Below are 21671 nucleotides of genomic sequence, written 5' to 3'. Positions count from 1 at the left end.
GCACATGAAAAGAAGAAGTTTTCTTGAAAAAACCTCAGCAGCTACTGCCTTTGTTGGTCTGGGCGGATTAACCGGCCTGGCTATGAAGAGCAATTCTGCCAGGCATATCACGATACTGCACACCAACGATGTGCACAGCCATATAGACCCCTTACCGGCCAGCGATACCAGAAATCCAAATATGGGCGGGGTGGCAAGAAGGGCTAGTCTAATTGAAAAAATACGAAAGGAAAATCCGAACACCTTATTGTTGGATGCCGGAGATAGCTTTCAGGGTACGCCGTACTTTAATTTTTATGGTGGCGAACTCGAATTTAAGCTTATGAGCAAAATGCGCTATGATGCCACTACTATTGGCAACCACGATTTCGATAATGGTATAGAAGGCCTGCTGGCACAAATGCCTCACGCAAAATTCGATTTTATAAGCGCCAATTATGATTTTTCAAATACTGTTCTTGACGGAAGAGTGAACCCCTACCGCATTTATAAAAAAGACGGAGTGAAAATAGGAGTTTTTGGACTGGGAGTAGAACTGGAAGGCCTGGTAAATAAAAAACTTTTTAAGGAAACCCAATATTTGGATCCCGTTGAAATTAGCCGGGATATGAGTCGTAAACTTAAGCAGGATGAAAACTGCGATTTGGTGATATGCCTGTCTCACCTGGGCTACAAGTATAATCACGATAAGATTTCAGATGTAAAACTGGCCACAGAGACCGAGGATATAGACCTCATCATAGGCGGGCACACCCATACATTTCTGGAAAAACCCGAAATTGTTACCAACCGGGCCGGGAAAGAGGTTTTAATAAATCAGGTGGGCTGCTATGGCCTTTATTTAGGCCGAATTGATTTTTATCTTGACGATAAAGAGGTGAGAGGTACGAGGTTAGAAGTACGAAGTTAGAGGTACGAAGTTAGAAGTATGAAGTTAGAAGTTGGTTCAGTAGGCAGCTTTCAGTAAGCTGTAATCTGGCTGAATGTTCAAGGTACGAAGTTAAAATCAACCCAATTCCGAATTAATTACTCCCGTATCACCAACTCACGAATTCCCATAATGGCAGGGTGAGAGTTTCAAGCACAAAGTTAGGTCGAATATAAAGAAACATAAGGACAGGTTTCTACAACTCACAAACTAACGACTACCAACTCCCGACTCCCGAATTTACGGCTGCACTTCGTCGGCTTTTACCGGTTTCTTTTTATTGATAAAAAGGTAGTAGAAATTCACCGCGGTAATTGCGGCGTTGGTAATGATAATTGGCCAGGAATCCAGCAAGACTCCATAGACTATAAAACTAATACAACCAATGGTATTTACTATCCTTAGTGTGGTGATCTCGCGCATAATGAACGAGATCATCACAAAAAAGGAGGCAAAATAGCCAATCCATTCGGTAAGACTTACACCCAGGATTTCCATCTTACTTTATACTATTTTATTACGCTTACGATCATTTTCGGTTAGATAAATTTTTCTAAGTCGAATATGATTTGGAGTTACTTCTACATATTCATCTTTCTGAATATATTCCAGTGCCTCTTCTAAAGAGAATTTAATCGCAGGTACAATTTTGGCTTTATCGTCGGCTCCTGAAGATCGCACGTTAGAAAGCTTCTTGGTTTTGGTGATATTCACCACCATATCATCCTGGCGCGAATTCTCTCCAATTACCTGCCCTTCATAAATCTCGTCTCCCGGATCTACGAAGAATTTACCACGATCCTGAAGTTTATCTATCGAATAAGGAATAGCTTTTCCTTTTTCCATAGAGATAAGAGAACCATTTTGACGCTCTGGAATTCCACCTTTAAGAGGCTGGTATTCCTTAAAACGGTGAGCCATAATCGCCTCTCCGGCAGTAGCCGTAAGCAGCTGATTTCTCAAACCTATAATTCCTCTTGATGGAATGATAAACTGAATAATCATTCGTTCGCCACGGGTTTCCATACTTAGCATTTCGCCTTTACGCATAGTTACCATCTCTACGGCTTTCCCTGAAACAGCTTCAGGAAGGTCTATGGTTAATTCTTCAACAGGCTCCATCTTCACCCCATCAACTTCTTTGATGATTACCTGAGGCTGCCCGATTTGAAGTTCATATCCTTCTCTTCGCATAGTCTCGATCAATACCGAAAGGTGCATTACCCCTCTTCCGTAGACTAAAAACTTATCGGCACTATCGGTTTCTTCAACTCTTAGGGCAAGGTTTTTTTCGAGCTCTTTGGTAAGGCGGTCTTTTATATGACGTGAGGTAACGAATTTTCCGTCTTTTCCGAAGAAAGGAGAATCGTTAATTGTGAATAACATGCTCATCGTTGGCTCATCTATGGCGATGGTGGCCAAAGCTTCGGGATTTTCGATATCGGCCACGGTATCGCCAATTTCGAATCCTTCAAGACCTACCAGGGCGCAAATATCACCTGCTTCGGTCTTTTCTACTTTTTTGCGGCCAAGACCTTCAAAAGTATGAACCTCTTTTATTTTGGTTTTCTTAATTGTGCCGTCTCTCTTTACCAAAGAAACCTGCATTCCTTCTTTAAGAATTCCTCTTTGAACGCGCCCAATGGCGATTCTTCCTGTAAATGAAGAAAAGTCAAGAGAAGTGATGAGCATTTGAGGAGTTCCCTCTTCAACTTTTGGGGCCGGGATGTGTTCCAAAACCATATCCAACAAAGGCTCGATATTTTCGGTTTTTACCGCCGGGTCTTCGCTCATCCAGTTATTAAGTGCCGAACCATAAACCGCCGGGAAGTCCAGCTGCCATTCTTCGGCACCGAGTTCGAACATCAGGTCAAAAACCTTCTCGTGAACCTCATCGGGGGTACAGTTAGGTTTATCTACTTTATTAATTACCACACAGGGCTTTAAGCCTAAATTAATGGCTTTTTGAAGCACAAAACGGGTTTGAGGCATAGGGCCTTCGAAGGCATCTACCAACAGCAAAACACCGTCGGCCATATTCAATACTCTTTCTACCTCCCCACCAAAGTCGGCGTGACCGGGGGTGTCTATAATATTGATTTTGGTGTCTTTATACACCACCGATACGTTTTTGGAAGTAATGGTAATACCGCGTTCGCGTTCCAGATCATTATTATCAAGAATAAGATCTCCGGTGTTCTGGTTTTCCCTGAACAAGCGGCAGTGGTACATTATTTTGTCTACCAGGGTAGTTTTCCCGTGGTCAACGTGTGCAATAATTGCGATGTTTCTAATAGCTGTCATATAAGCGCCTCATTTTTAAAAGGCTGCAAATGTACGCTATTTTTGAAGAAATGTTCCCTTTATAGGCTAAAAAGGAAAATATTATTTTTCTGCTGAAATTCCCTATCTCTCAGACCTTTTGAGCTTTGCGCAGGTAAAAAAATGCAGCTGTATAGGCCAGCCCTATACAGCCAAAAATCGCAGAAAGCCACCACTGCTCTGCCCTTTGAGTGATGAAGAAAGCCACCGCAGCAAACATAATTAGCGCGTTGATTAGGCAGCGTTTTGGTGTATAATATTTTTTAAATGGTTCCTTCAGGCCCTGCATAATTTAATTTTTGTGCTAAGATAGCGCTTAAAACTAAACTCAGCGCTCATCGGCCGAGGGGCCGTAGGTGGCCGGAACCGGAAGATCGAGCAACCTGAAATAAACCCCGAGTTGTGCCCTGTGATGCGGGATTTGATTCAACACCATAGTGCGCAGCACACTAAATTTTGGCATTTCCATAAGGGTTTCTCCCTCGCGGGTCATTTTCCAGTTTTTCTCGAATTCTGAATCTGGTTTTCTAAGGGCTGCTTCGGCTTCGGCGGTATTGTTTTTCAGATATTCGATGATGTCTTCCAGCTTTTCAAAATCGGGAGATTTATAATCTTTCATATCCATTTCATCCATCAGCATGGTAGCGCTAATCCAGCTGGGAATTTCGGCCAGGTGATTGGCAAGCTGGCGCAGGCTCATAGATTTTGGATGGGGTTTCCAGCTCATTTTCTCCTGCGGAATTCGCTCCAGAAATTTTTCGGTGAGCACTACTTCGTGTTGCAATTCAGAAATAAGAAGGTCCTGAAGTTTCATAGTTTTAAAATATGCAATTGAAATTACATAAAATTCCGATGTATATTTAAAATAAAACCTAAGGGAAAATACTGGTTTTTAGCATTAAAAGAGATAAAACTCACTTATTCTTATACCCTCGAATCCCGGCCATCAAAATCTCTTTAGCTTCTCTTTGATTTCCAAATCCTATAATTTCAATCTTCGTTCCACCTTTATAATTATTAAACCAGGATTCAATAATAGCGGTTACTCCTTTGTATTTCGAATTTAGTTCATCTAAATTGTTAAGATCATAAAAGGCTGAACTCTCTACCACAGCAATCAACTTATCATCCTGTTCATTCTTATCTAATAATTTCAAAACTCCTATTAGTTTTGTTTTAACCATAGAACCTCTTTCCAGAGATTCTCCCAGTATCAAAACGTCCAACGGATCCCCATCTCCTCCGTCCTCAACTTTAAGTAATGTTTGGGGAACCATACCATAATTGCCTGGATATCCCAGGTAATTAACTCTACGTAACTCTCCCCCTCTTTTTTCTAGAGACAGATGCCCAGAGATTTTTTCAACTTCCCATTTTTCAATGGTACCAGCAGGGATTTCAACTATAACATTCATCAATGAATCTGCACTTAAAGCCGGATAGCCATCAATAAAATGCTTTTCTCCAATTATGGTATACTCCATACCTTTTTCTGTATTCACCCTAAGTTGAGTGTTTTTTTCAGCAATACTTTGGTTATTCCTCTTACAGGAAGTCAATAAAAAAAAGAAAATTATTATAACACGTGCTGCTTTTTTCATGTGCTTTATATTTATAAGCAAAGTAGTACCTGACAATGCTTTTGTTCTTATACTGAATAATCTATCTAGTAGATATTTAATTCAAAAACAATTAATCTTTAGGTATTCAAAATTAATGAGGTAAGTAATTATACTTATATAAAATTGGGGAGATAGTATTATTTAGCTCTTCACTAAGAGTGTAATAATTCAATAATGGGTCAAAACATATAGCTTCCCCTTGTGGCTCTCCTGCGTAAGGGGCCTTTACGGGAATACGTTGCAATAATTCAGCAATGCTTTCACCCTCCTGCCTTGTCCAGTAAAATATCTCCTGTCGGGTTTTTATAAGAACTTTACTCCCATCAAAGGAGACCGTTCCTGCTGATGCATTTTTAAAGGGAAATTCTCCTACCTTATAAATCGTATTCTTTGCTGAAGCATTTTGCGGAAAGGGCACAACATAAATGGTTGATCGCACATCACGCTTGGTAACAAGAAAAACATCCAGTGTAAAGGGGTCTACAAATAATGTTTCGGCATCGTGACTGCCATCTGGATACTGAAAATTTATTATTGAAAAATCTTCCGGATCCCAATTAACAGATCCGGTAGCGGTATGATCTTCCTGATATACCGGCTCCTTAAATTTATAAATAGCATAGTTTTGTCTTTTTTCAATATTGTCTCCAATATCTCCAACATACAAATATGCCTCCCCGCTTTGAGAATCAATAGTGATCTCCATATCTTCCCAATCTATATTGTTAGATCCCTTAATTGTATATCTTGCCTTAATTTTACCATTGTTGGCATCAAGTAAAAAAATAACATTTGGATGGCCCGAGTCGTTGTGTGCCCAAATCATTCCAGGGTTGTTAATGGAATAGGCCAGGCCTGAAGTTTCAGATAAGATCACTTCTCCCAATGTTTCAGGAATTCCTGAATAATCATCAGTAGTCGGCATTCCAAAGGTTTGATATGAGGTAGTAAAGGGCAGGTGGTTTCCCCAGTAAAAGTCTTCCTGGTTTTCTTTTCCTAAAATATTTTCCTTTTCGCAGGAGAGAAACAAGATTAGCAAAACAAAAACGTAGTAATTTTTTTTCATATAAAAAAATTGGGGCATTTAGCCCCAATTTGATTTTTTACTTAATTAGCTCCAAAGGCTCCAAAGAATTCTTGAGGAGAAGGAGGGGTAAATGTCATACTACCATCTATAGTAGTATAGGACTCGTGCACAAAATCAAAATCTGTGAAACCTCCGGTTAATGCAGGTGAATCAGGCTGCAATCTAAAATCGGATCCGGCAGGGATAGGGTCTATGTTATTTCTTAAAGGATCTGTACTTATATTATCGCTACCTGAAAAGGTAAATCCAGAAGGATCAAAATTCACGAACATCGGATCGTTTTCTCCAGGCTCCCCGGTTACATCTGAATCTGGAATTGGAGTTCTTGGGTCGTTACCAATTAACCCAACCGATGATGTGTTCGTTGAAGGATAAAATTCATCCACTATAGTTTGTACAGCACCGTAGTACCAGTTATACCCGTAATTGATTCTACTTACGTCCGGTTCTGCTTCACCGGCTACAAGCCTTAAACCAAATCTATTGTTTACTAAAAGATTGTTGTAAACATCGCCAAAGGCATTAGATTCATAATTTAATCCTGCACCTCTACCAGATTCTGCTCTTCTATAACCTGAACTGATTACAGTATTATTGTAGAAGTTTGTTTGGGCTCTTCCTCTCTCTCCTGGACCTGTATCGGCAGTTTTTAATGCATTGGTTGCAAGATTGTAGAAAAGGTTAAAAGCAAAATCACCTGAAGAACCAGCCTTGATATTTACTGCGTCACCACCTGTACCACCAGTAACTTCAAAAGTATTATAAGTCATCAAAGTTTTACCTCCATTAATTCTAATAGCATCATCTGGAGTGAAGGCAATGTGTGAGTGGTTCAACACAAAAATACCATCTTGTCTCAAACCATCCTCTCTAACAAAATAGAGAGCATAACTTGCATCACCGGCGTCTAATTCTCCATCACCACCAGTAGCAGGTTGAGCCATTGCATTTTCTTCTCTGGTAGTACCGCCTGCATAAAAGATGTCTGTATGTTCTATAACAAGGTCTCCTGTTGACACAGTACCTATCACACCACCCCATAATTGACCAATACCCTGATTTTTTGCAGAATTTATCAATTGATTGGAAGCTGTTAATTTCACCCGGGAACCCTCTTCTCCCATTATATACAGAGATCCAAAGACTTCTATAAACCAGGCTTCCCCATTTTCACCTTCCTGGAATTCGAGGGTTACTCCTGCTGGGATAGTTACAGATTCTCCTTCGGGTACATAAAGATCTCCAGTTACTTCATAAATAGCGTTTGCTTCAAAACCGATTTCAGTCATATTACCTGAAATCCCTTCGTCATCGGGAATGATGTCTCCCCCGTCATCATCTGGATCTGTTATAACTGTTGTAGGTAAATCACCCTCATCGTTGGAACAGGATATTACCGAAAAAACTATCGAAAATATCCAAAATAGCATTGTTAACTTTTTCATTTTAAGTTGATTTTAAATTAATGGTTTATTATTGATTATTAAAAATTATATCTGGCACCTACTCTAAAGGAAACCCCGTAAAGGTCTCTCCTTATTAATCCCATTCTGGTTGGGTCTGTTTGGTATGGATATGGATCTTCAGGCCTTGCCAAAGGCTTATTCACAACAAGCTTATATGGGGTATTTAATAAATTGTTCCCCTTAAAAAAGATTACAAAATTCTTGTTTAAACCTTTCTCCAAGGAAAAATCCATTTGTGTCATAGGTCTCATATAGTGATCGGCGTCCAGGAATGGAGAAACAAAGGCAATTCTTTCTCCTGTGTAATTCACAACCAGCTGAATATCCCATCTTTTCTCAAGATCCTTATACAGCAGGCTTATGTTACCAATGTGATCTGACTGTCCTTGTAATGGTCTGGTTTGATTAACCAGAGTTCTGGACCTGTCTTCATCGATAAGAATTTTATCAGTCCTTATTTGAGAGTTGGTATAGGTGTAATTTAGCCGTAGTCCAAACTTATTTATGTATTTTGTAAAGTCGAATTCAACTCCAAAGTTTGTGGCATCATCATAGTTTTGCGGTAATATTCTATTGGTGACCGGTCTTTCCCCTTCCCTGCTAACCAAAGGAAAACCATATTCAATTGGGTCTCTTATTCTCTTGTAGAAGACCCCTAGTAAAATTTGGTCTATTGAATTAGGGAAAAACTCATAGCGCATATCTGCACTATGCCCATACGATGGCCGTAAATCTGAATTTCCGCGTTCGCTATAAAAGGAATCCCCTCCGCCGGCACTTCTTACTGTGGGCACTATCTCATAAAAACCGGGACGACTTATACCCTTAAAATAGGTGGCTTTGAGATTTGATTTATCGGTTAATCTATGCTTCAGGCTTATCGAAGGGAAAAGATCAAGGTATTCCTGCTCCTGGCTAATTTCTACATCATTTGAAGAAGCAGATAATTCATTGATCTCATAACTTTGGTAAGTTAGTTCAGCCCTAATCCCGGCCTGAATTTCAGTATTTCCCAATTTCCAACTTGTATTAAAATACCCGGCATATACATCTTCAGCAGCATCGTAGACAAGATTACTTCTATCACCGCTACCCCTGGGGTTGGCCATAGCATTGAAATTCACCTCCCCAAAATTGTTCCAGTCTTCGCCTTTAAATTGACCAAAAATTTGAGCATAATTATAATAGTTGTAATAGTTATCTCTCACTTTATTACGCAGTACACCGCCAAACTGAAACTCGGTATTTTCATTTATAATGTTTGGCTGAAAACTAAGATTGAAGTAAAGGGATATATCATCATCTCTATTACGTTCCCAGGCTCTGGAATTATTAGTGCCCTGGAAGTATACAATTTCGTTAAGAATTCTGTCTTGAGCTACATTATAATTTCCGGCCCTTGAAAAGACACCATCATCTGGCCTGTCATTATTGGCTACAGAGTAGATGGCATTCCAGTCAAAATTGAAATAATTGAACAACCTATGCTCTCCCCCTAAGTCTAGTGTGATAATATCCTGAAAAATATTGCTGAATCTTGTGACAGGATAAACCGCATAATTATCTGTTGCGACAAAACTTTCTCTTCTTTCCTGATCTCTTACTCTAAATTCATTCAAATAATAATTTCCAAAATAAAGATCTAGTTTATGGTCTTCATTGAATCTATAATCCACCTTTGTATGAAAGGCTATTCGCTGTAGTTGTGAACTGGTCTCTCTTTCAATTAGTTCCTGCATTATAAGAGGATTTCCCACTCCTTCCCGAAAATCTACCGAGGGGTCATAAAAATAATTGCTGGTTGGCCGGTAAGAATTTTGAAAGCTCCCACCAACCATAATCCCAAGCTTATTATTGAAATATCTATTTCCATAAGATAAGTTCGCAAAAATGTCGGGAAGCGGAGTTACTCGTTCCTGGATCATATTTTCTGCGGAAAAATCGGCAGGAGTAGCTCGATAATCGTCACCAAATCTTTCTCTGGGAGAAAGCCTTTTTAAATTTGACCTGTCGTAAGTATCAAAGCCTCTTTCAAAGTTTAAATGATTCACTCCAATTTGTATATCTGCATCAAGATATTCCTTGATGGGTGCATCTTTCATTACCATATTAACCGTTCCACCAATAGCATCGGCCTCCATATTGGCAATTAAAGATTTATATACCTCCAGGCGTTCCAGAAAAACAGCTGGAAAAATATCAAGGGGTACAAATCTATTTTCGTTATCTGGAGATGGAATTTTAATACCATTAATAAGAGTGTTGTTATATCGCTTATCCATTCCCCTTATAACCGCATATTGCGGATCCCCACTGGCATTACGCTCAATAGACAGACCTGATACCCGTTGAATTACATTTGCCACAGTTATATCTGGCGATAATTCAATTTGCTTTGCTGAGATTATATTAATCACATTTGGAGATTTTCTTTCCAATGCTCTTGCCTGGGCATCTGTACCCCTATTATCTGATACTAATAGAACTTCCCCTAACATTTCATCGTTTGCCTGCAGGACTACATCTCTAAAGAATTCATTGCCTGAAACGTTTAATTTTTCCTGAACGGGGAGGTACCCTACATAACTTACATTAAGTTGATATTCTCCAGTCGGCACATTCCTTATTGTATAAGAACCATCCAAACCTGAAACAGTTTGATACAAGTTACCAGTAGATATATTTTTATAAGTTATGGTGGCCCCTGTCATCAACTCTCCACTATCTCTATCTGTAATTACACCTTTTACATTAGAAGCAGATAATCCAGACCATATGAAAACAAACACCGTAAGACTTATGAAATATTTGAAAGACATTTTAGTAGAATTTTACTGTCGCAAATATAGATTTGGCGCCCCGGGCTGGTGTCAATAGAAAATTATTGAATCTTTAACATGAAATTAGAATGGTATTAATCGAGAAAAATTTATTATCAATAATTTAATTTTGTTAAAACTAAGATCATATTGATCTAACATTCAAAGTCTTCTCGAATATGCTGAAGCTGTTTAAGGTATTCATTGCCACTACCAATACATTGCTTTATCTTTGCTTATTAATTTTACAATAATGAAACTTGAAAAAATTCCGCAGTTAAAACATATAGAATCCAATAATTTCTTTTTGCTTGCCGGGCCCTGTGCCATTGAGGGTGAGGAAATGGCCCTTCGCATCGCAGAGAAGGTGGTAAAAATCACCGATAAACTCGAAATTCCTTATGTGTTTAAAGGCTCCTTTAAAAAAGCCAATCGAAGCCGTATTGATAGTTTTACCGGAATTGGCGATGAAAAGGCGCTTAAAATTCTGCGAAAAGTTTCAGAAACTTTCAAAATTCCAACTATTACCGATATTCATGAGGTAAGCGATGCGGCGATGGCTGCAGAATATGTAGACATTCTGCAAATTCCTGCATTTTTGGTTCGGCAAACCGATTTGGTGGTGGCTGCGGCCGAAACCGGAAAGGTAGTCAATCTTAAAAAAGGACAATTTATGAGTCCTGAGAGTATGAAACACGCCGTAACCAAGGTAAAAGACTGTAATAATGAACAGGTAATGGTGACCGACAGAGGTACTATGTTTGGCTACCAGGATATGATAGTAGATTTTAGAGGAATTCCCACTATGCGCGAATTCGCCCCCACCGTACTGGATGTGACTCATTCTCTTCAGCAACCAAATCAAAGCAGCGGCGTTACCGGCGGGAGACCCGAAATGATTGAAACCATTGCCCGCGCCGGGGTAGTGAATAAGGTAGACGGGCTATTCATCGAAACGCATTTCGATCCTGCCAATGCAAAAAGCGATGGCGCGAATATGCTGGATTTAAATCACCTGGAAGGCCTGCTTGGTCGCCTGGTAGCCATCCGTAAAACGATTAATGAATTTTAAACCCACATCATAACAATAAGCTTGCTGTTCCTAACCAGGCAGGCAAACAGATTAATCAAAACTTAATATTTTCCCAAAAAAATTCCGCTGAATTTAACACCATAAATTAATGCTGTAAATTGATAAGTCTATTTCTAAATGGGGCTTATGAATTCACAAGTAACAATTGTATGGGTGATTTTCCTGTTATTTTTTTTCACAACACTGCCCCGCGCTTTAGCCCAGGACAAAGTGGAAGCAAACATAGGTGGGGCCGTTCGATTCAACTACAATTTATCTTCCTGGAAACCCGGCCAGCAGGCTCGAGGCGGTGATTTTGGGTATGATGTCTTCTTTGTAAATGTAGACGCCAGTTATAAAGGCGTTTTTCTCAATGCCGAATACCGGCTTTACTCCGAGGCATTTGGAGGTGGATTTTTGAAATTTGGCTATGTTGGCTATCAAATCGACGAAAAGAGACGTATACAGGTAGGACTTACCGAAGTTCCGTTTGGGATAGAGCGCTATAATTCCCACAACTGGTTTTTAAACCTGCCTTATTACGTAGGTTTGGAAGATGATTACGATATGGGAGTAGATTATATCTACGATACCGAAAGGTTTGAAATTCACGCCGGTTTTTTTAAAAATGCTGAAGAATTCGCTTTTGGAAGCAATACCCCCTCCTCTTCAAGCAGGTATTCCTATGATGTGGTAGGCCGAAATAAGGAAGTGAATCAACTCAACGGAAAAATCATTTACAAACCATTATCTGATAACACCCATAAAATTGGTTTTTCAGGACAGTATGGCGGCCTATATAATATAGATACCGAAGATACCGGCAATCATTATGCACTTGCCTTGCATTATGAATATCAAAGTAACGACTGGTCTGTAAAAACCCAGGCAACTAAATCTAAACTCAATCCAAAAAATGCCGAGGGAGAATCCAGGGATGTAGTAACGATGGGTGCTTATGGAGCCCCTTATGAAGTAGCGGCCGATTTCGAAATTTATAATCTGGGAGTGGCTAAGAAACTGCCCTTTGAGAAAGGCGTGATAAAATACCTGGAAATTTATAATGATTTTGGCTATATGAACAAACAAAAAGCAGAGTTCAACGACAGCTTTATGAATGTAGTTGGAGTTTTAATAAATACCGGGCCTATTTTTATTTATGTAGATTATGCCGCCGGGCTTAACCATTCCTGGCTGGGGGGAGACTTCACCAACGAATTTGCCGCAGGAAAACCCGATGCCAAATGGGAAGCCAGGTTTAATATAAACATTGGCTATTATTTTTAATTTTAAAAGACGAAATCAAGAAGTATGACTAAAAAAGTAGTAAGAAGCGACGAAAGAACAAGCATATTTGGCCTGGAACTCAATGGGCCGGTTTTCTTCACCTCGGCCTTTATCATTATAGTAAGCATAGTACTTACTTTAATATTCAGAGAACAGGCTGAAGCTTACTTCGATAAAATTCAAAATTTTGTAGCCGATAATGCAGGTTGGTTTTTTATACTTTCTGTAAATGTCTATCTGATTTTTATGCTTTACCTGGCCTTTAGCAAATTCGGAAGTTTAAGAATAGGAGGTCCTAAGGCAAAACCTGAATTTAAAACCCTGTCCTGGTTTGCCATGCTTTTTAGTGCCGGAATGGGAATAGGTCTTTTATTCTGGAGTATTTCTGAACCTGTTTTTCATTTCAACACCCCTCCTATGGCCGAGGGAGGCACGCCTGAAGCGGCCAGGCAGGCAATGAATTTCACCTTTTTACACTGGGGTTTCCACGCCTGGGCCATCTACGCGCTGGTGGGCCTGGCCCTGGCTTATTTCGCCTATTCCCGGGGACTTCCATTAACCATACGCTCGGTTTTTTACCCGTTTCTGGGAGATAAAATCTATGGAAAAATTGGAAATGTGATAGACATATTTGCGGTTCTGGCTACCCTATTCGGCCTGGCCACTTCTCTTGGCCTGGGAGTAAAACAAATCGCTGCCGGCCTGGAACATGTGTTTGATATCGACAAAGGGATTAACACCCAGGTTTTCTTAATCGCCGGGATCACCCTTATCGCCACGATTTCTGTAGTGCTGGGGGTAGATAAAGGAGTTAAGGTGCTTAGCGAATGGAATATGCGCATAGCTGTGCTACTTCTGTTGCTTGTTTTGGTACTGGGCCCTACAATTTTTATTTTTAAGTCCTTTGTTCAGAATACAGGCAATTATTTCTATAGTTTCCTGGAAATCTCTACCTGGACCGAGACCTATACCGGCAGGGACTGGCAAAATAGCTGGACGGTATTTTACTGGGGCTGGTGGATCGCCTGGTCACCCTTTGTGGGGATGTTCATCGCCCGAATTTCAAAGGGCCGAAGTATAAAGGAGTTTATTTTGGGAGTATTGATTGTGCCATCGCTAGTAACCTTTTTCTGGATCTCTGCCTTCGGAAGTTCTGCGATTCAGGAGGCACTGCTGGGGAATAATGCCATTGTAGATGCAGTTAATGAAGATGTGGCCATCGCTCTCTTTATCTTCCTGGAAGAATATCCGCTGGCCATTGTATTAAATTTGGTGGCTGTACTTCTCATTGCCGGATTCTTTGTGACCTCTTCAGACTCTGGTTCGCTGGTGATAGACAGTTTAACTTCAGGCGGAAAAATAGATGCCCCGGTAGGCCAACGTGTTTTTTGGGCCATCACCGAGGGTACCGTAGCTGCTGTTTTATTGATTGGAGGAGGGCTGCAGGCTTTGCAAACCGCTTCTATAGTAACAGGGCTCCCCTTCGCATTCATACTGCTGTTTATGTGTTATTCTTTGTATAAAGGCCTTAATGAAGACATGAAAAAAATTCAGCAGAAAGAATCTCAAAAAGAGCTTGAAAACTACGAAGACATAGTAGCCAACATCGTTAAGAAACGAAAGGAAGATTCGATTTCTAAAAAATAAAAGCTATTGCAATGAAAACAATTAAAAATATACTGGTTGGCCTGGATCTCACGGGCCTGGATCATAATCTAATTGAATACGCCTCGTTTATTTCAGATTTACTTGGTGCCGAAAAAATATACTTTGTTCATAATATCAAAAAATATGAAATCTCTGAGCTATTTAAGGAAGAATTAAAAAACCTAAACCTCGACAAAATGATTGGAGATGAGCTGGAAGAGAAAATTTCCACTACTTTTAAAGGGAGTACCCCCTGGGAAGTTTTAACTTCAGAAGATCCCTACACCGAGTCGCTTATCAATTACATCTCCCATAAATATTCCATAGATCTTGCCATTTTAGGCAATAAATCTGCCGGAAAAGGAAGCGGGGTGGTTAGCAGTAAATTGTTGAGAATGCTTAAATGTGATTTATTAAGCGTACCGCAAAATGCCACCTCCAAAATTTCAAATATTTGGGTGGGTACAGATTTTTCAAAATTTTCTCAGGAAGCGCTTCGAACCGGGCTTCAATTAAAGGAGCTTAGCCAGGCGCAGGTTAATTTGGTACATATCTATAATATTCCTGTTCAGTTCACCCCCTACCTTATCAAAGAAGAGATCGCGCCTAAAATTGAATCCCATATAAAAGAGAAAGCTTTGAAATTTCAACGAAAACTGAACGCAGAAGATAACAGCAGTTTAAAAATCTTCCCGGGTCGGGAGGCCAGTATTGGGGAAAGATTTTTGAAAGAAGCAAAAAAAGATAATGCCGATTTGCTGGTGATAAGCGACAGGGGGAATAACGCTGTTTCAGCTATGATGGTGGGCAGTGTAACCGATGAAATTTTTGACGAACAACTCCCGGCACCGCTTTGGGTTAGTAAATAGATATATTGTTTTTGAATTTAAACTCTAGAAAAATCCATAAAAAAACCGGAATCGATTAATTGGCGATTCCGGTTTTTTTATAATTCCAAAGGTCAATTACTCCACTTCCAGGCTAACCAATACCGGAAGGTGATCTGATGGATATTTTAAATCCCAGTTATCGCTTAAAACCGCATATTTCAACACCTTGATGTCATCACTGGTAAAAATGTAATCGATTCTACGGGTTACCGGTTTGCCGAAATTATAGGCATTAAAAGTCCCCTCTGGTCCAAAATCAAGGCCGGCCACTGTTTTGGAATCATTCAGTTTTTCTGAAAGATATTGAATTCCGGGGGCATCGGGTTCCAGATTAAGGTCTCCCATTAAAATCACCGGAAGATTTTCAGAATTCATTTCAGAAATTTTATCATAGATAAGTTTTGCACTATTCTCACGGGCTTTTTCTCCCACGTGGTCGAAGTGGGTGTTAAAAACCCAAAATGCCTTTCCAGATTCTTTCTCTTTAAACTTTCCATAGGTACAAACCCGCTCCATGGCGGCGTCCCAACCTACCGAAACTTTTTCGGGGCTTTCTGAAAGCCAGAAAGTACCCTGGTCAAGAATGTCTACCTTTCGCAAATCATAAAAAATAGCACTGAATTCTCCGGCTTCTTTCCCATCATCACGGCCAACACCTATATATTTATAATTGGGCATTTGAGCCTCAAAATGTTTTAGCTGGCTTACAAGCGCTTCCTGCACCCCCATAATTTGAGGTTCGTAGAATTTGATCTGATTGGTAAGGTGGTCTTTGCGTTTAGACCAGGAGTTTTCACCGTCATTTTCGGTTTGAAATCGAATGTTATAGGTCATTACTTCCAGGTGCTGCCCCTGCAGGTTAACCTGAAAAGACAGTAGCGCGATAAAGACTAGAATAAATTTCATAGCAGATAAAATTAATTTTTAAACAAGAACCTAAATTTTAGCCTGAAATGCAATTGGTATTGAATTTTTAACTTACTTTGTATCTCAAAGTACTTTAAAATGGAAAACGAAAAGTATCTTAAAGACATTAGTGAGATTAGGAATATGATGAACCGCTCTTCCCGGTTCATCTCACTAAGCGGGCTTGCCGGGGTGTTCGCAGGATGTTATGCGATAGCAGGTGCCATTCTTGCGCAACTGGTCCTGGGGGAGAAAGAATCTGTATATGAGCATTCCTTAACGACCGGAAATATGAATGCCGAAGTGATACAGCAGTTGATCTTTATAGCCATAGCAGTTTTAGTGCTGGCCATTGGAACAGCAATTTTTCTCACCACCAGAAAAGCACGGAAAAATGATAAAAAAATATGGGATCATACCAGCCAAAGATTGGTGATTAATTTTTTTACCCCGCTAATTGCGGGTGGACTTTTTTGCCTGGTGCTTTTGCAATACGGGCTGGTAGGGCTTATCGCTGCCTCTATGCTAATTTTTTACGGACTTGCTTTAATTCACGCCAGTAAATATACCTTTGCAGACCTGAAAAGCCTGGGTTATGCCAACCTTGTTCTGGGACTTATCGCCACTCAATTTATAGGCTATGGCATTTTATTCTGGGCAATCGGGTTTGGAATCTTTCATATTATTTACGGCATTTGGATGCATAATAAATATGACAGGAAAACTGCTGAATGAGGAGTATTATAGGTAATATTAATAAGGCATTCGATCACAGAATTAGGCTGGGGATCATGAGCGTACTAATGGTGAACGATCACGCCGATTTTAAAACCCTGAAAGAGCTGCTGGGAGCTACCGACGGGAATGTTGCCAGCCATACCAAAGCCCTGGAGAAAGAGGATTATATCAAAGTGGAAAAATCGTTTATAGACCGCAAACCGAATACTAAATATATAGCCACAGCCAAAGGCCGAAAGGCATTCCAGGAACACCTGAACGCGCTGGAAAAACTTTTAAATCGGGGGATGAATTGAATCAATAAAAAATGAACTAAACCATTCCTATATTTTTTTGTCGATTCACTTTGTATTTCAAAGTACTTAAAATTAAACATCAACAATAAATCAATGAATTATGAATGCAAACCGATTATTTACAATTCTAATGGTCGTAGCGGCCCTGTTATTAATTCCTTTTATAGGAATGCAATTTTCGAATGAAGTAAACTGGTCAATTTTTGACTTTTTGGTCATGGGAACGCTGCTTCTCTTCACAGGGCTCGCGATCAATTTTGCTTTAGGCAAATTGAAAACCCGCCAAAATAAAATTATCGCCTGTTTAGTGATATTGGGAATATTTTTGCTGATCTGGGCTGAACTGGCCGTTGGCATCTTCGGAACCCCTTTTGCAGGAAGTTAATTAAAAAGCTCATGGAAAATTTTGTAAATCAAAACTCGGTTGTTAGGGAGATTTGGGGAAAAAGCGATACCATTTTGTTCATTTTCGCCGGAGCTTCGGCAGAATTTGCCCTGAACAAGGCGGTAGACTGGTTATTCTATACCGGGAAATTACCAAGGGATCCTTTGGGTAGATTATTCTCTACGGTCACCTATGCCCGGGAGATTGTATTTGCTTCCTACTCACAGGCCATAAGAGCGATTAAAAACATTAACGCAATCCACGCTTCCATAGAAAAAAGCCGGGGTAAAGCAATTCCAGACTGGGCTTACAGGGATGTTTTGTTTATGCTTATAGATTATTCCATCAGGTCTTACGAAGTCCTGGAAAGACCTCTAACTAAAGCCGAAAAAAAGGAAGTTTTTGAAGTATTTACCCGGGTTGGCGAAAAGATGAAGCTAAAAGATTTGCCTACCACTTTTGATCAATATGAAATCATGAGAAAGAAGCATCTTGAACAAGATTTAAGATTCGGGGAGTTTTCGCATCAACTTTATAAACAATATAGAAAAAACCTGGGCTGGCTGCGATACCGGCTTTTGATAGAAACCCAGGCCCTCATCTGTCCCGGGCAGGTTAGAAAGATGCTTCCTTTTAAAAGTTTTTCAATAGTAAGACCACTTCTGTTTTTTTATAAGACCTTAAGGAAATTCAGCCTTGACGGGTTGCTAAAATCTGCTCTGCTGCCTTCAGAATATAAACAACAAATCAAGTCTATGGATCATTCTCCTATTTCTTAATCACTTAAATCAATCAAAAAATGAACACTAACGAACAATCTACCGGATTCCGTCCCAATGTTCATCATCGGGGAACAGACAGATAGTTCAATCTGTTTTTTGAAGGATTTTAATTTAAAAACGAATTAGGATCGATTTTCTACAAAATCCTGCAAATACGAAAACCTGGACGAAAGTTTGCCATCCCTGGTCATTCGGGCCCGCTCCAGGATGCCATCTTTATCTTCATTAAAAAATGCCGGGATTACGTGCTGGGCAAACATCTCTCCAAAGCCTTCACTGGCATCTTTTGGAAGTTCGCAGGGCAAATTATCTACGGCCATAACCAAAATGCTATCTTTCTCTCTAAAATCTACTTCGGCTGAAGATTGTGCATCGTAACCGTAAAATGGTTCAGCAATGGTTGAGGGTCTTATGGTGCTGGCGATAGGTTTATGAATATCGCAGGAGATATCGGCTATATATTTTATGCGGAAGTTTTTTGATTTGGCATCTTCAGCAGTGAAAAACACGGGAGCATTATCGCCGTAAAAATGTCCGGCTATAAAGAAATCTGAAACCTTTGCAAACCGCATAAAATTGGATTCATACAATTCTGGCCGGGTATAAAATTCTGAATTTGAGCCCTGGCCGCCGTCCTTGCGTTTATTATAATCCAGCACATCGATGAGACAGTACACAGGCTCGTCAAAGTTTTCAGACAGATATTCCTCTACCTCAACTTGCCTGATTTTTAAATGATCCAGGATTTCCTTAGCGCCGTGGGCCACTTTCCCGCTTCCGGTAAGCAGGATCTTAAGCTTCGGAATTTGAATCTTATCCAATTCGGCACACATCGCATCGAGATCGGGAAGATTTTCAGCTTTGGGCAGCTCATACAGGCCGTCTTTTAAGCCAATTCCGCGAAAACCATTATAGGCACCCACCAACCCTGCATAACGACCAAATCCGATTAAGCGATGACCCTTCTCGTTGACGATTACCTCGTGATCATATAACTCGATATTTCTATTCAGAATTTCCCGCAGCAAATCGCGATTATAGGCCTGTTTTTTAATGGTATGGGAAAAGAAAAAGTACTTTTTATTTGGAATTAGCGCTGGCAGCGGCACTTCTTTTACGCCCAGGAACACATCACAATCTGAAACATCATTTGATACCTCAAAACCTGCTTTGCGGTATTCTTCATCCGAAAAAATGCGGATATCAGAACTTTCGACTTTGAAGCTGGCTTCAGGAAATTTCTGAACCACTTCTTTGAGTTTTTCGGGTGAAAAAACCACGCGGCGATCGGGCGGGGTTTTGCGCTCTTTGATAAGGGCAAATTTTATCATTTCTGGTATGCGTTTTGTGTAGTTTAAGCTGAGTTTCCAAAGATATAATTTTATTGGTATCTTTGCAGGCTCAGGTCATAGGAATGACCTGATAGATTGGATTTTCGTTTTGACGGAAATGACGTTCTTTTAATAATGGGGTCGACTTGGTTTTGACAGCGAGTCTAATTGAGTTGTAAGCACGTCGAGCGCTGGGATATAGCTCGTAAATCTCATATTTCACACTTTTTTAAACGGCGAGAATAACTACGCCTTGGCTGCGTAACCGAATCATAGTAGGTTTTGCTTAGTCCCTACAAGGTAGGGAGCCAAGATGTCTCGTGAAGGCCTTGATTTACGGCATTCACATTAGAGGCACCGATAAAGTAAATATAGAGACCGCAGGGCCTTGATGCGGTTTTGAAATTTAAGTAAGGATACGTGTAAGATTGGTGGTTTTCGGCCGGTCTTGCATCGACAATCAAACGAAAACTAAGCGTGTAGAAAGCTGCTTAATTGCTTGTTTGCACGAGGGTTCGAACCCCTCCGACTCCACTTTTTGAGCATCAAACTCAATCTAAAACCCCGTAATCCTAGTGTTTACGGGGTTTTTCATTTTTAAGGATGTCATTTAATATCAAATAAAATCATCTTAAGCGAGACCAATACGGTGACCTATTTTAAAATAAAAAAAGGGGTCTCGCTAAGCCTTCAAGTAATTGTTTTTCAAATCTTTACACTAAGTTAAAGTTTTAAATTATATACACTTTTTAGGTACTTTGCGAGACCAAGCGAGACCTAAAATTAGAAAAACTTATGAGAACTGATTTTCACATCCACTTTCACCTACTAGGAAAAAAGAAAAATAAACGCGGATTAGCACCAATTTATTTGAGACTTACTGTTGACAGAAAAAGGAAAGAATATAGTATTTCCAGAAGGATACAGCCAGAAATCTGGAATTCTAAGTTGCAAAAGGTTATGGGTAATAATCCAAATGAAAAGGAAATCAACACCCATATCAATAACCTTCGGCATAAATTGAATAAAATTCATCAAATATTTTCTGATACCGATAAAACAATTACTGCCGAAGGAATGATCGCTGAATTAAAAGGCGCTAACAAACCGCGGCCAAAGATGACTCTAGAGGTCTTTAAAGAACATAATGAGCAGGTAGACCGTCTTTCAGGAAAAAGCATCACTAAAAGCACCGCTAAGCGTTACTGGACCTGCTATAATCATGTGAAACAATTCATCACAGAAGAATACAGAGCTTCTGATTACCCGATGAATGATATTAACCATCAGTTTATTTCAAAATTTGAATACTTTCTCAAGACAAGACGTGAGTGTAATCATAACTCTGCTTTGAAATATGTAAATAATTTTAAAAAAATTATTCGTATTGCCCTGGCGAACCAGTGGATGGATCGCGATCCTTTTTATAATTATAAGGTGCAGTTCGAAACTGTAGAACGGGAGTTTTTAACACAGGATGAAGTACAATCCCTCATGGAAAAAGATCTTCATTTCGACCGGCTTAAGCTGGTTCGGGATATGTTTATCTTTAGTTGTTATACGGGACTGGCGTATGCCGATGTAAAAAATCTTGGTAAAGACAATATAGTAACCGGAATAGATGGGGGAAAATGGATTAGAATTAAGAGGACAAAAACAAAGTCTTTAAGCAGTATTCCTATCCTTCCAGTAGCACAGGAAATCCTGGATCGATATGCCGATCATCCAGAAGTTCAAAATGGCAAATACCTGCTCCCCGTACTTAGCAATCAAAAATCCAATGCATTTTTAAAGGAAATCGCTATGATGTGCGGAATAACAAAACCATTAACTACCCACCTGGCCCGGCATACTTTTGCCACTACAATCACCCTTACCAATGGCGTTCCCATAGAATCTGTAAGTAAAATGTTGGGACATCAGGACCTTAGAACTACCCAGCATTATGCTAAGATTGTGGACAGGAAGATTAGTGATGATATGAAGGCATTGAGAATAAAGCTAGAATCGAAAGAAACCAAACACTCAGAGCAAAAAAGAAATCTGGATTAAGATAATTAAGGCACTACCCTATAGCCAGTTCTGGCATTCTC

At 39.9% G+C, this 21671-nt stretch carries 20 protein-coding genes and 1 other RNA gene; 11 read left to right on the top strand and 10 right to left on the bottom strand.

Going from position 1 to position 21671, the window contains the following annotated elements; genetic code table 11:
• Positions 1-4 precede the first annotated feature (4 nt).
• The gene (locus ACW6QP_RS11265; RefSeq protein ID WP_457910974.1) at positions 5-910 is read left to right on the top strand and encodes a bifunctional metallophosphatase/5'-nucleotidase; all 906 of its coding nucleotides are present in this window, start codon (positions 5-7) and stop codon (positions 908-910) included.
• Positions 911-1168: 258 nt separating this feature from the next.
• On the opposite strand, the gene ACW6QP_RS11260 is transcribed toward ACW6QP_RS11265, so the two are convergent.
• The 8 genes from ACW6QP_RS11260 to ACW6QP_RS11225 all read right to left on the bottom strand — a co-directional run bounded on the left by ACW6QP_RS11260 (position 1169) and on the right by ACW6QP_RS11225 (position 10244).
• Positions 1169-1426 (bottom strand): uroporphyrinogen decarboxylase, encoded by a 258-nt coding sequence (locus ACW6QP_RS11260; protein ID WP_457910973.1) that lies wholly within the window; start codon positions 1424-1426, stop codon positions 1169-1171.
• A gap of 6 nt (positions 1427-1432) precedes the next feature.
• Entirely contained in the window at positions 1433-3232 is a 1800-nt protein-coding gene (gene typA, locus ACW6QP_RS11255) for a translational GTPase TypA (RefSeq protein ID WP_457910972.1), read from the bottom strand.
• 109 nt (positions 3233-3341) lie between these two features.
• Positions 3342-3539, bottom strand: coding sequence for a hypothetical protein (locus tag ACW6QP_RS11250; protein WP_457910971.1), 198 nt, complete (start codon positions 3537-3539; stop codon positions 3342-3344).
• Between the two features lie 39 nt (positions 3540-3578).
• Positions 3579-4064 carry a DinB family protein gene (locus ACW6QP_RS11245; RefSeq protein ID WP_457910970.1) on the bottom strand — a complete coding sequence of 162 codons (486 nt, stop codon included), beginning with the start codon at positions 4062-4064 and terminating at the stop codon, positions 3579-3581.
• Between the two features lie 100 nt (positions 4065-4164).
• Entirely contained in the window at positions 4165-4851 is a 687-nt protein-coding gene (locus ACW6QP_RS11240; RefSeq protein ID WP_457910969.1) for an inorganic diphosphatase, read from the bottom strand.
• A gap of 112 nt (positions 4852-4963) precedes the next feature.
• A complete protein-coding gene (locus ACW6QP_RS11235) occupies positions 4964-5938 on the bottom strand; it encodes a hypothetical protein (RefSeq protein ID WP_457910968.1) in 975 nt (324 codons plus the stop codon).
• 41 nt (positions 5939-5979) lie between these two features.
• Entirely contained in the window at positions 5980-7404 is a 1425-nt protein-coding gene (locus tag ACW6QP_RS11230) for a hypothetical protein (RefSeq protein WP_457910967.1), read from the bottom strand.
• A gap of 38 nt (positions 7405-7442) precedes the next feature.
• Positions 7443-10244, bottom strand: coding sequence for a TonB-dependent receptor domain-containing protein (locus ACW6QP_RS11225; RefSeq protein ID WP_457910966.1), 2802 nt, complete (start codon positions 10242-10244; stop codon positions 7443-7445).
• A gap of 253 nt (positions 10245-10497) precedes the next feature.
• Here ACW6QP_RS11225 and kdsA point away from each other — a divergent pair, with 253 nt between their 5' ends.
• From kdsA to ACW6QP_RS11205, 4 genes are all read left to right on the top strand, one after another.
• Positions 10498-11316, top strand: a complete 819-nt coding sequence (kdsA, locus tag ACW6QP_RS11220; RefSeq protein ID WP_457910965.1) for a 3-deoxy-8-phosphooctulonate synthase — start codon at positions 10498-10500, stop codon at positions 11314-11316.
• Between the two features lie 147 nt (positions 11317-11463).
• On the top strand, positions 11464-12603 hold the full coding sequence (locus tag ACW6QP_RS11215; protein ID WP_457910964.1) for a hypothetical protein: 1140 nt from the start codon (positions 11464-11466) through the stop codon (positions 12601-12603).
• 24 nt (positions 12604-12627) lie between these two features.
• Complete coding sequence (locus tag ACW6QP_RS11210; RefSeq protein ID WP_457910963.1) at positions 12628-14250, top strand: BCCT family transporter; 1623 nt, start codon at positions 12628-12630, stop codon at positions 14248-14250.
• Positions 14251-14261: 11 nt separating this feature from the next.
• The gene (locus ACW6QP_RS11205) at positions 14262-15119 is read left to right on the top strand and encodes a universal stress protein (protein ID WP_457910962.1); all 858 of its coding nucleotides are present in this window, start codon (positions 14262-14264) and stop codon (positions 15117-15119) included.
• A 96-nt stretch (positions 15120-15215) separates the two neighbouring features.
• Here ACW6QP_RS11205 and ACW6QP_RS11200 read toward each other — a convergent pair whose 3' ends face one another.
• Positions 15216-16046, bottom strand: coding sequence for an endonuclease/exonuclease/phosphatase family protein (locus ACW6QP_RS11200; protein ID WP_457910961.1), 831 nt, complete (start codon positions 16044-16046; stop codon positions 15216-15218).
• 99 nt (positions 16047-16145) lie between these two features.
• Here ACW6QP_RS11200 and ACW6QP_RS11195 point away from each other — a divergent pair, with 99 nt between their 5' ends.
• The 4 genes from ACW6QP_RS11195 to ACW6QP_RS11180 all read left to right on the top strand — a co-directional run bounded on the left by ACW6QP_RS11195 (position 16146) and on the right by ACW6QP_RS11180 (position 18244).
• Positions 16146-16781 (top strand): hypothetical protein, encoded by a 636-nt coding sequence (locus tag ACW6QP_RS11195; protein ID WP_457910960.1) that lies wholly within the window; start codon positions 16146-16148, stop codon positions 16779-16781.
• Entirely contained in the window at positions 16778-17080 is a 303-nt protein-coding gene (locus ACW6QP_RS11190) for a winged helix-turn-helix domain-containing protein (protein ID WP_457910959.1), read from the top strand. The genes ACW6QP_RS11195 and ACW6QP_RS11190 overlap by 4 nt, the downstream gene beginning before the upstream one ends.
• A gap of 100 nt (positions 17081-17180) precedes the next feature.
• On the top strand, positions 17181-17465 hold the full coding sequence (locus ACW6QP_RS11185) for a hypothetical protein (RefSeq protein WP_457910958.1): 285 nt from the start codon (positions 17181-17183) through the stop codon (positions 17463-17465).
• 11 nt (positions 17466-17476) lie between these two features.
• Positions 17477-18244, top strand: a complete 768-nt coding sequence (locus ACW6QP_RS11180; RefSeq protein ID WP_457910957.1) for an oxygenase MpaB family protein — start codon at positions 17477-17479, stop codon at positions 18242-18244.
• A 125-nt stretch (positions 18245-18369) separates the two neighbouring features.
• Here ACW6QP_RS11180 and ACW6QP_RS11175 read toward each other — a convergent pair whose 3' ends face one another.
• Positions 18370-19578, bottom strand: coding sequence for an NAD(P)-dependent oxidoreductase (locus tag ACW6QP_RS11175; RefSeq protein ID WP_457910956.1), 1209 nt, complete (start codon positions 19576-19578; stop codon positions 18370-18372).
• A gap of 137 nt (positions 19579-19715) precedes the next feature.
• Between ACW6QP_RS11175 and ssrA the strand changes: the two genes are divergently transcribed.
• Positions 19716-20115, top strand: a transfer-messenger RNA (tmRNA) gene (gene ssrA / locus ACW6QP_RS11170).
• 258 nt (positions 20116-20373) lie between these two features.
• A complete protein-coding gene (locus ACW6QP_RS11165; protein ID WP_457910955.1) occupies positions 20374-21630 on the top strand; it encodes a site-specific integrase in 1257 nt (418 codons plus the stop codon).
• Positions 21631-21671 lie beyond the last annotated feature (41 nt).

The sequence above is a fragment of the Salegentibacter haimaensis genome (assembly GCF_054121495.1).
The sequence above is the reverse complement of the archived record's forward strand: the minus strand, read 5'-3'. Positions and strand labels throughout refer to the sequence as shown.

Excerpts from the sequence above, each read along its gene's own strand:
- ACW6QP_RS11265 (WP_457910974.1), top strand. The coding sequence starts at position 5 with ATGAAAAGAAGAAGTTTTCTTGAAAAAACCTCAGCAGCTACTGCCTTT.
- ACW6QP_RS11260 (WP_457910973.1), bottom strand. The coding sequence starts at position 1,426 with ATGGAAATCCTGGGTGTAAGTCTTACCGAATGGATTGGCTATTTTGCC.
- typA (WP_457910972.1), bottom strand. The coding sequence starts at position 3,232 with ATGACAGCTATTAGAAACATCGCAATTATTGCACACGTTGACCACGGG.
- ACW6QP_RS11250 (WP_457910971.1), bottom strand. The coding sequence starts at position 3,539 with ATGCAGGGCCTGAAGGAACCATTTAAAAAATATTATACACCAAAACGC.
- ACW6QP_RS11245 (WP_457910970.1), bottom strand. The coding sequence starts at position 4,064 with ATGAAACTTCAGGACCTTCTTATTTCTGAATTGCAACACGAAGTAGTG.
- ACW6QP_RS11240 (WP_457910969.1), bottom strand. The coding sequence starts at position 4,851 with ATGAAAAAAGCAGCACGTGTTATAATAATTTTCTTTTTTTTATTGACT.
- ACW6QP_RS11235 (WP_457910968.1), bottom strand. The coding sequence starts at position 5,938 with ATGAAAAAAAATTACTACGTTTTTGTTTTGCTAATCTTGTTTCTCTCC.
- ACW6QP_RS11230 (WP_457910967.1), bottom strand. The coding sequence starts at position 7,404 with ATGAAAAAGTTAACAATGCTATTTTGGATATTTTCGATAGTTTTTTCG.
- ACW6QP_RS11225 (WP_457910966.1), bottom strand. The coding sequence starts at position 10,244 with ATGTCTTTCAAATATTTCATAAGTCTTACGGTGTTTGTTTTCATATGG.
- kdsA (WP_457910965.1), top strand. The coding sequence starts at position 10,498 with ATGAAACTTGAAAAAATTCCGCAGTTAAAACATATAGAATCCAATAAT.
- ACW6QP_RS11215 (WP_457910964.1), top strand. The coding sequence starts at position 11,464 with ATGAATTCACAAGTAACAATTGTATGGGTGATTTTCCTGTTATTTTTT.
- ACW6QP_RS11210 (WP_457910963.1), top strand. The coding sequence starts at position 12,628 with ATGACTAAAAAAGTAGTAAGAAGCGACGAAAGAACAAGCATATTTGGC.
- ACW6QP_RS11205 (WP_457910962.1), top strand. The coding sequence starts at position 14,262 with ATGAAAACAATTAAAAATATACTGGTTGGCCTGGATCTCACGGGCCTG.
- ACW6QP_RS11200 (WP_457910961.1), bottom strand. The coding sequence starts at position 16,046 with ATGAAATTTATTCTAGTCTTTATCGCGCTACTGTCTTTTCAGGTTAAC.
- ACW6QP_RS11195 (WP_457910960.1), top strand. The coding sequence starts at position 16,146 with ATGGAAAACGAAAAGTATCTTAAAGACATTAGTGAGATTAGGAATATG.
- ACW6QP_RS11190 (WP_457910959.1), top strand. The coding sequence starts at position 16,778 with ATGAGGAGTATTATAGGTAATATTAATAAGGCATTCGATCACAGAATT.
- ACW6QP_RS11185 (WP_457910958.1), top strand. The coding sequence starts at position 17,181 with ATGAATGCAAACCGATTATTTACAATTCTAATGGTCGTAGCGGCCCTG.
- ACW6QP_RS11180 (WP_457910957.1), top strand. The coding sequence starts at position 17,477 with ATGGAAAATTTTGTAAATCAAAACTCGGTTGTTAGGGAGATTTGGGGA.
- ACW6QP_RS11175 (WP_457910956.1), bottom strand. The coding sequence starts at position 19,578 with ATGATAAAATTTGCCCTTATCAAAGAGCGCAAAACCCCGCCCGATCGC.
- ACW6QP_RS11165 (WP_457910955.1), top strand. The coding sequence starts at position 20,374 with ATGAGAACTGATTTTCACATCCACTTTCACCTACTAGGAAAAAAGAAA.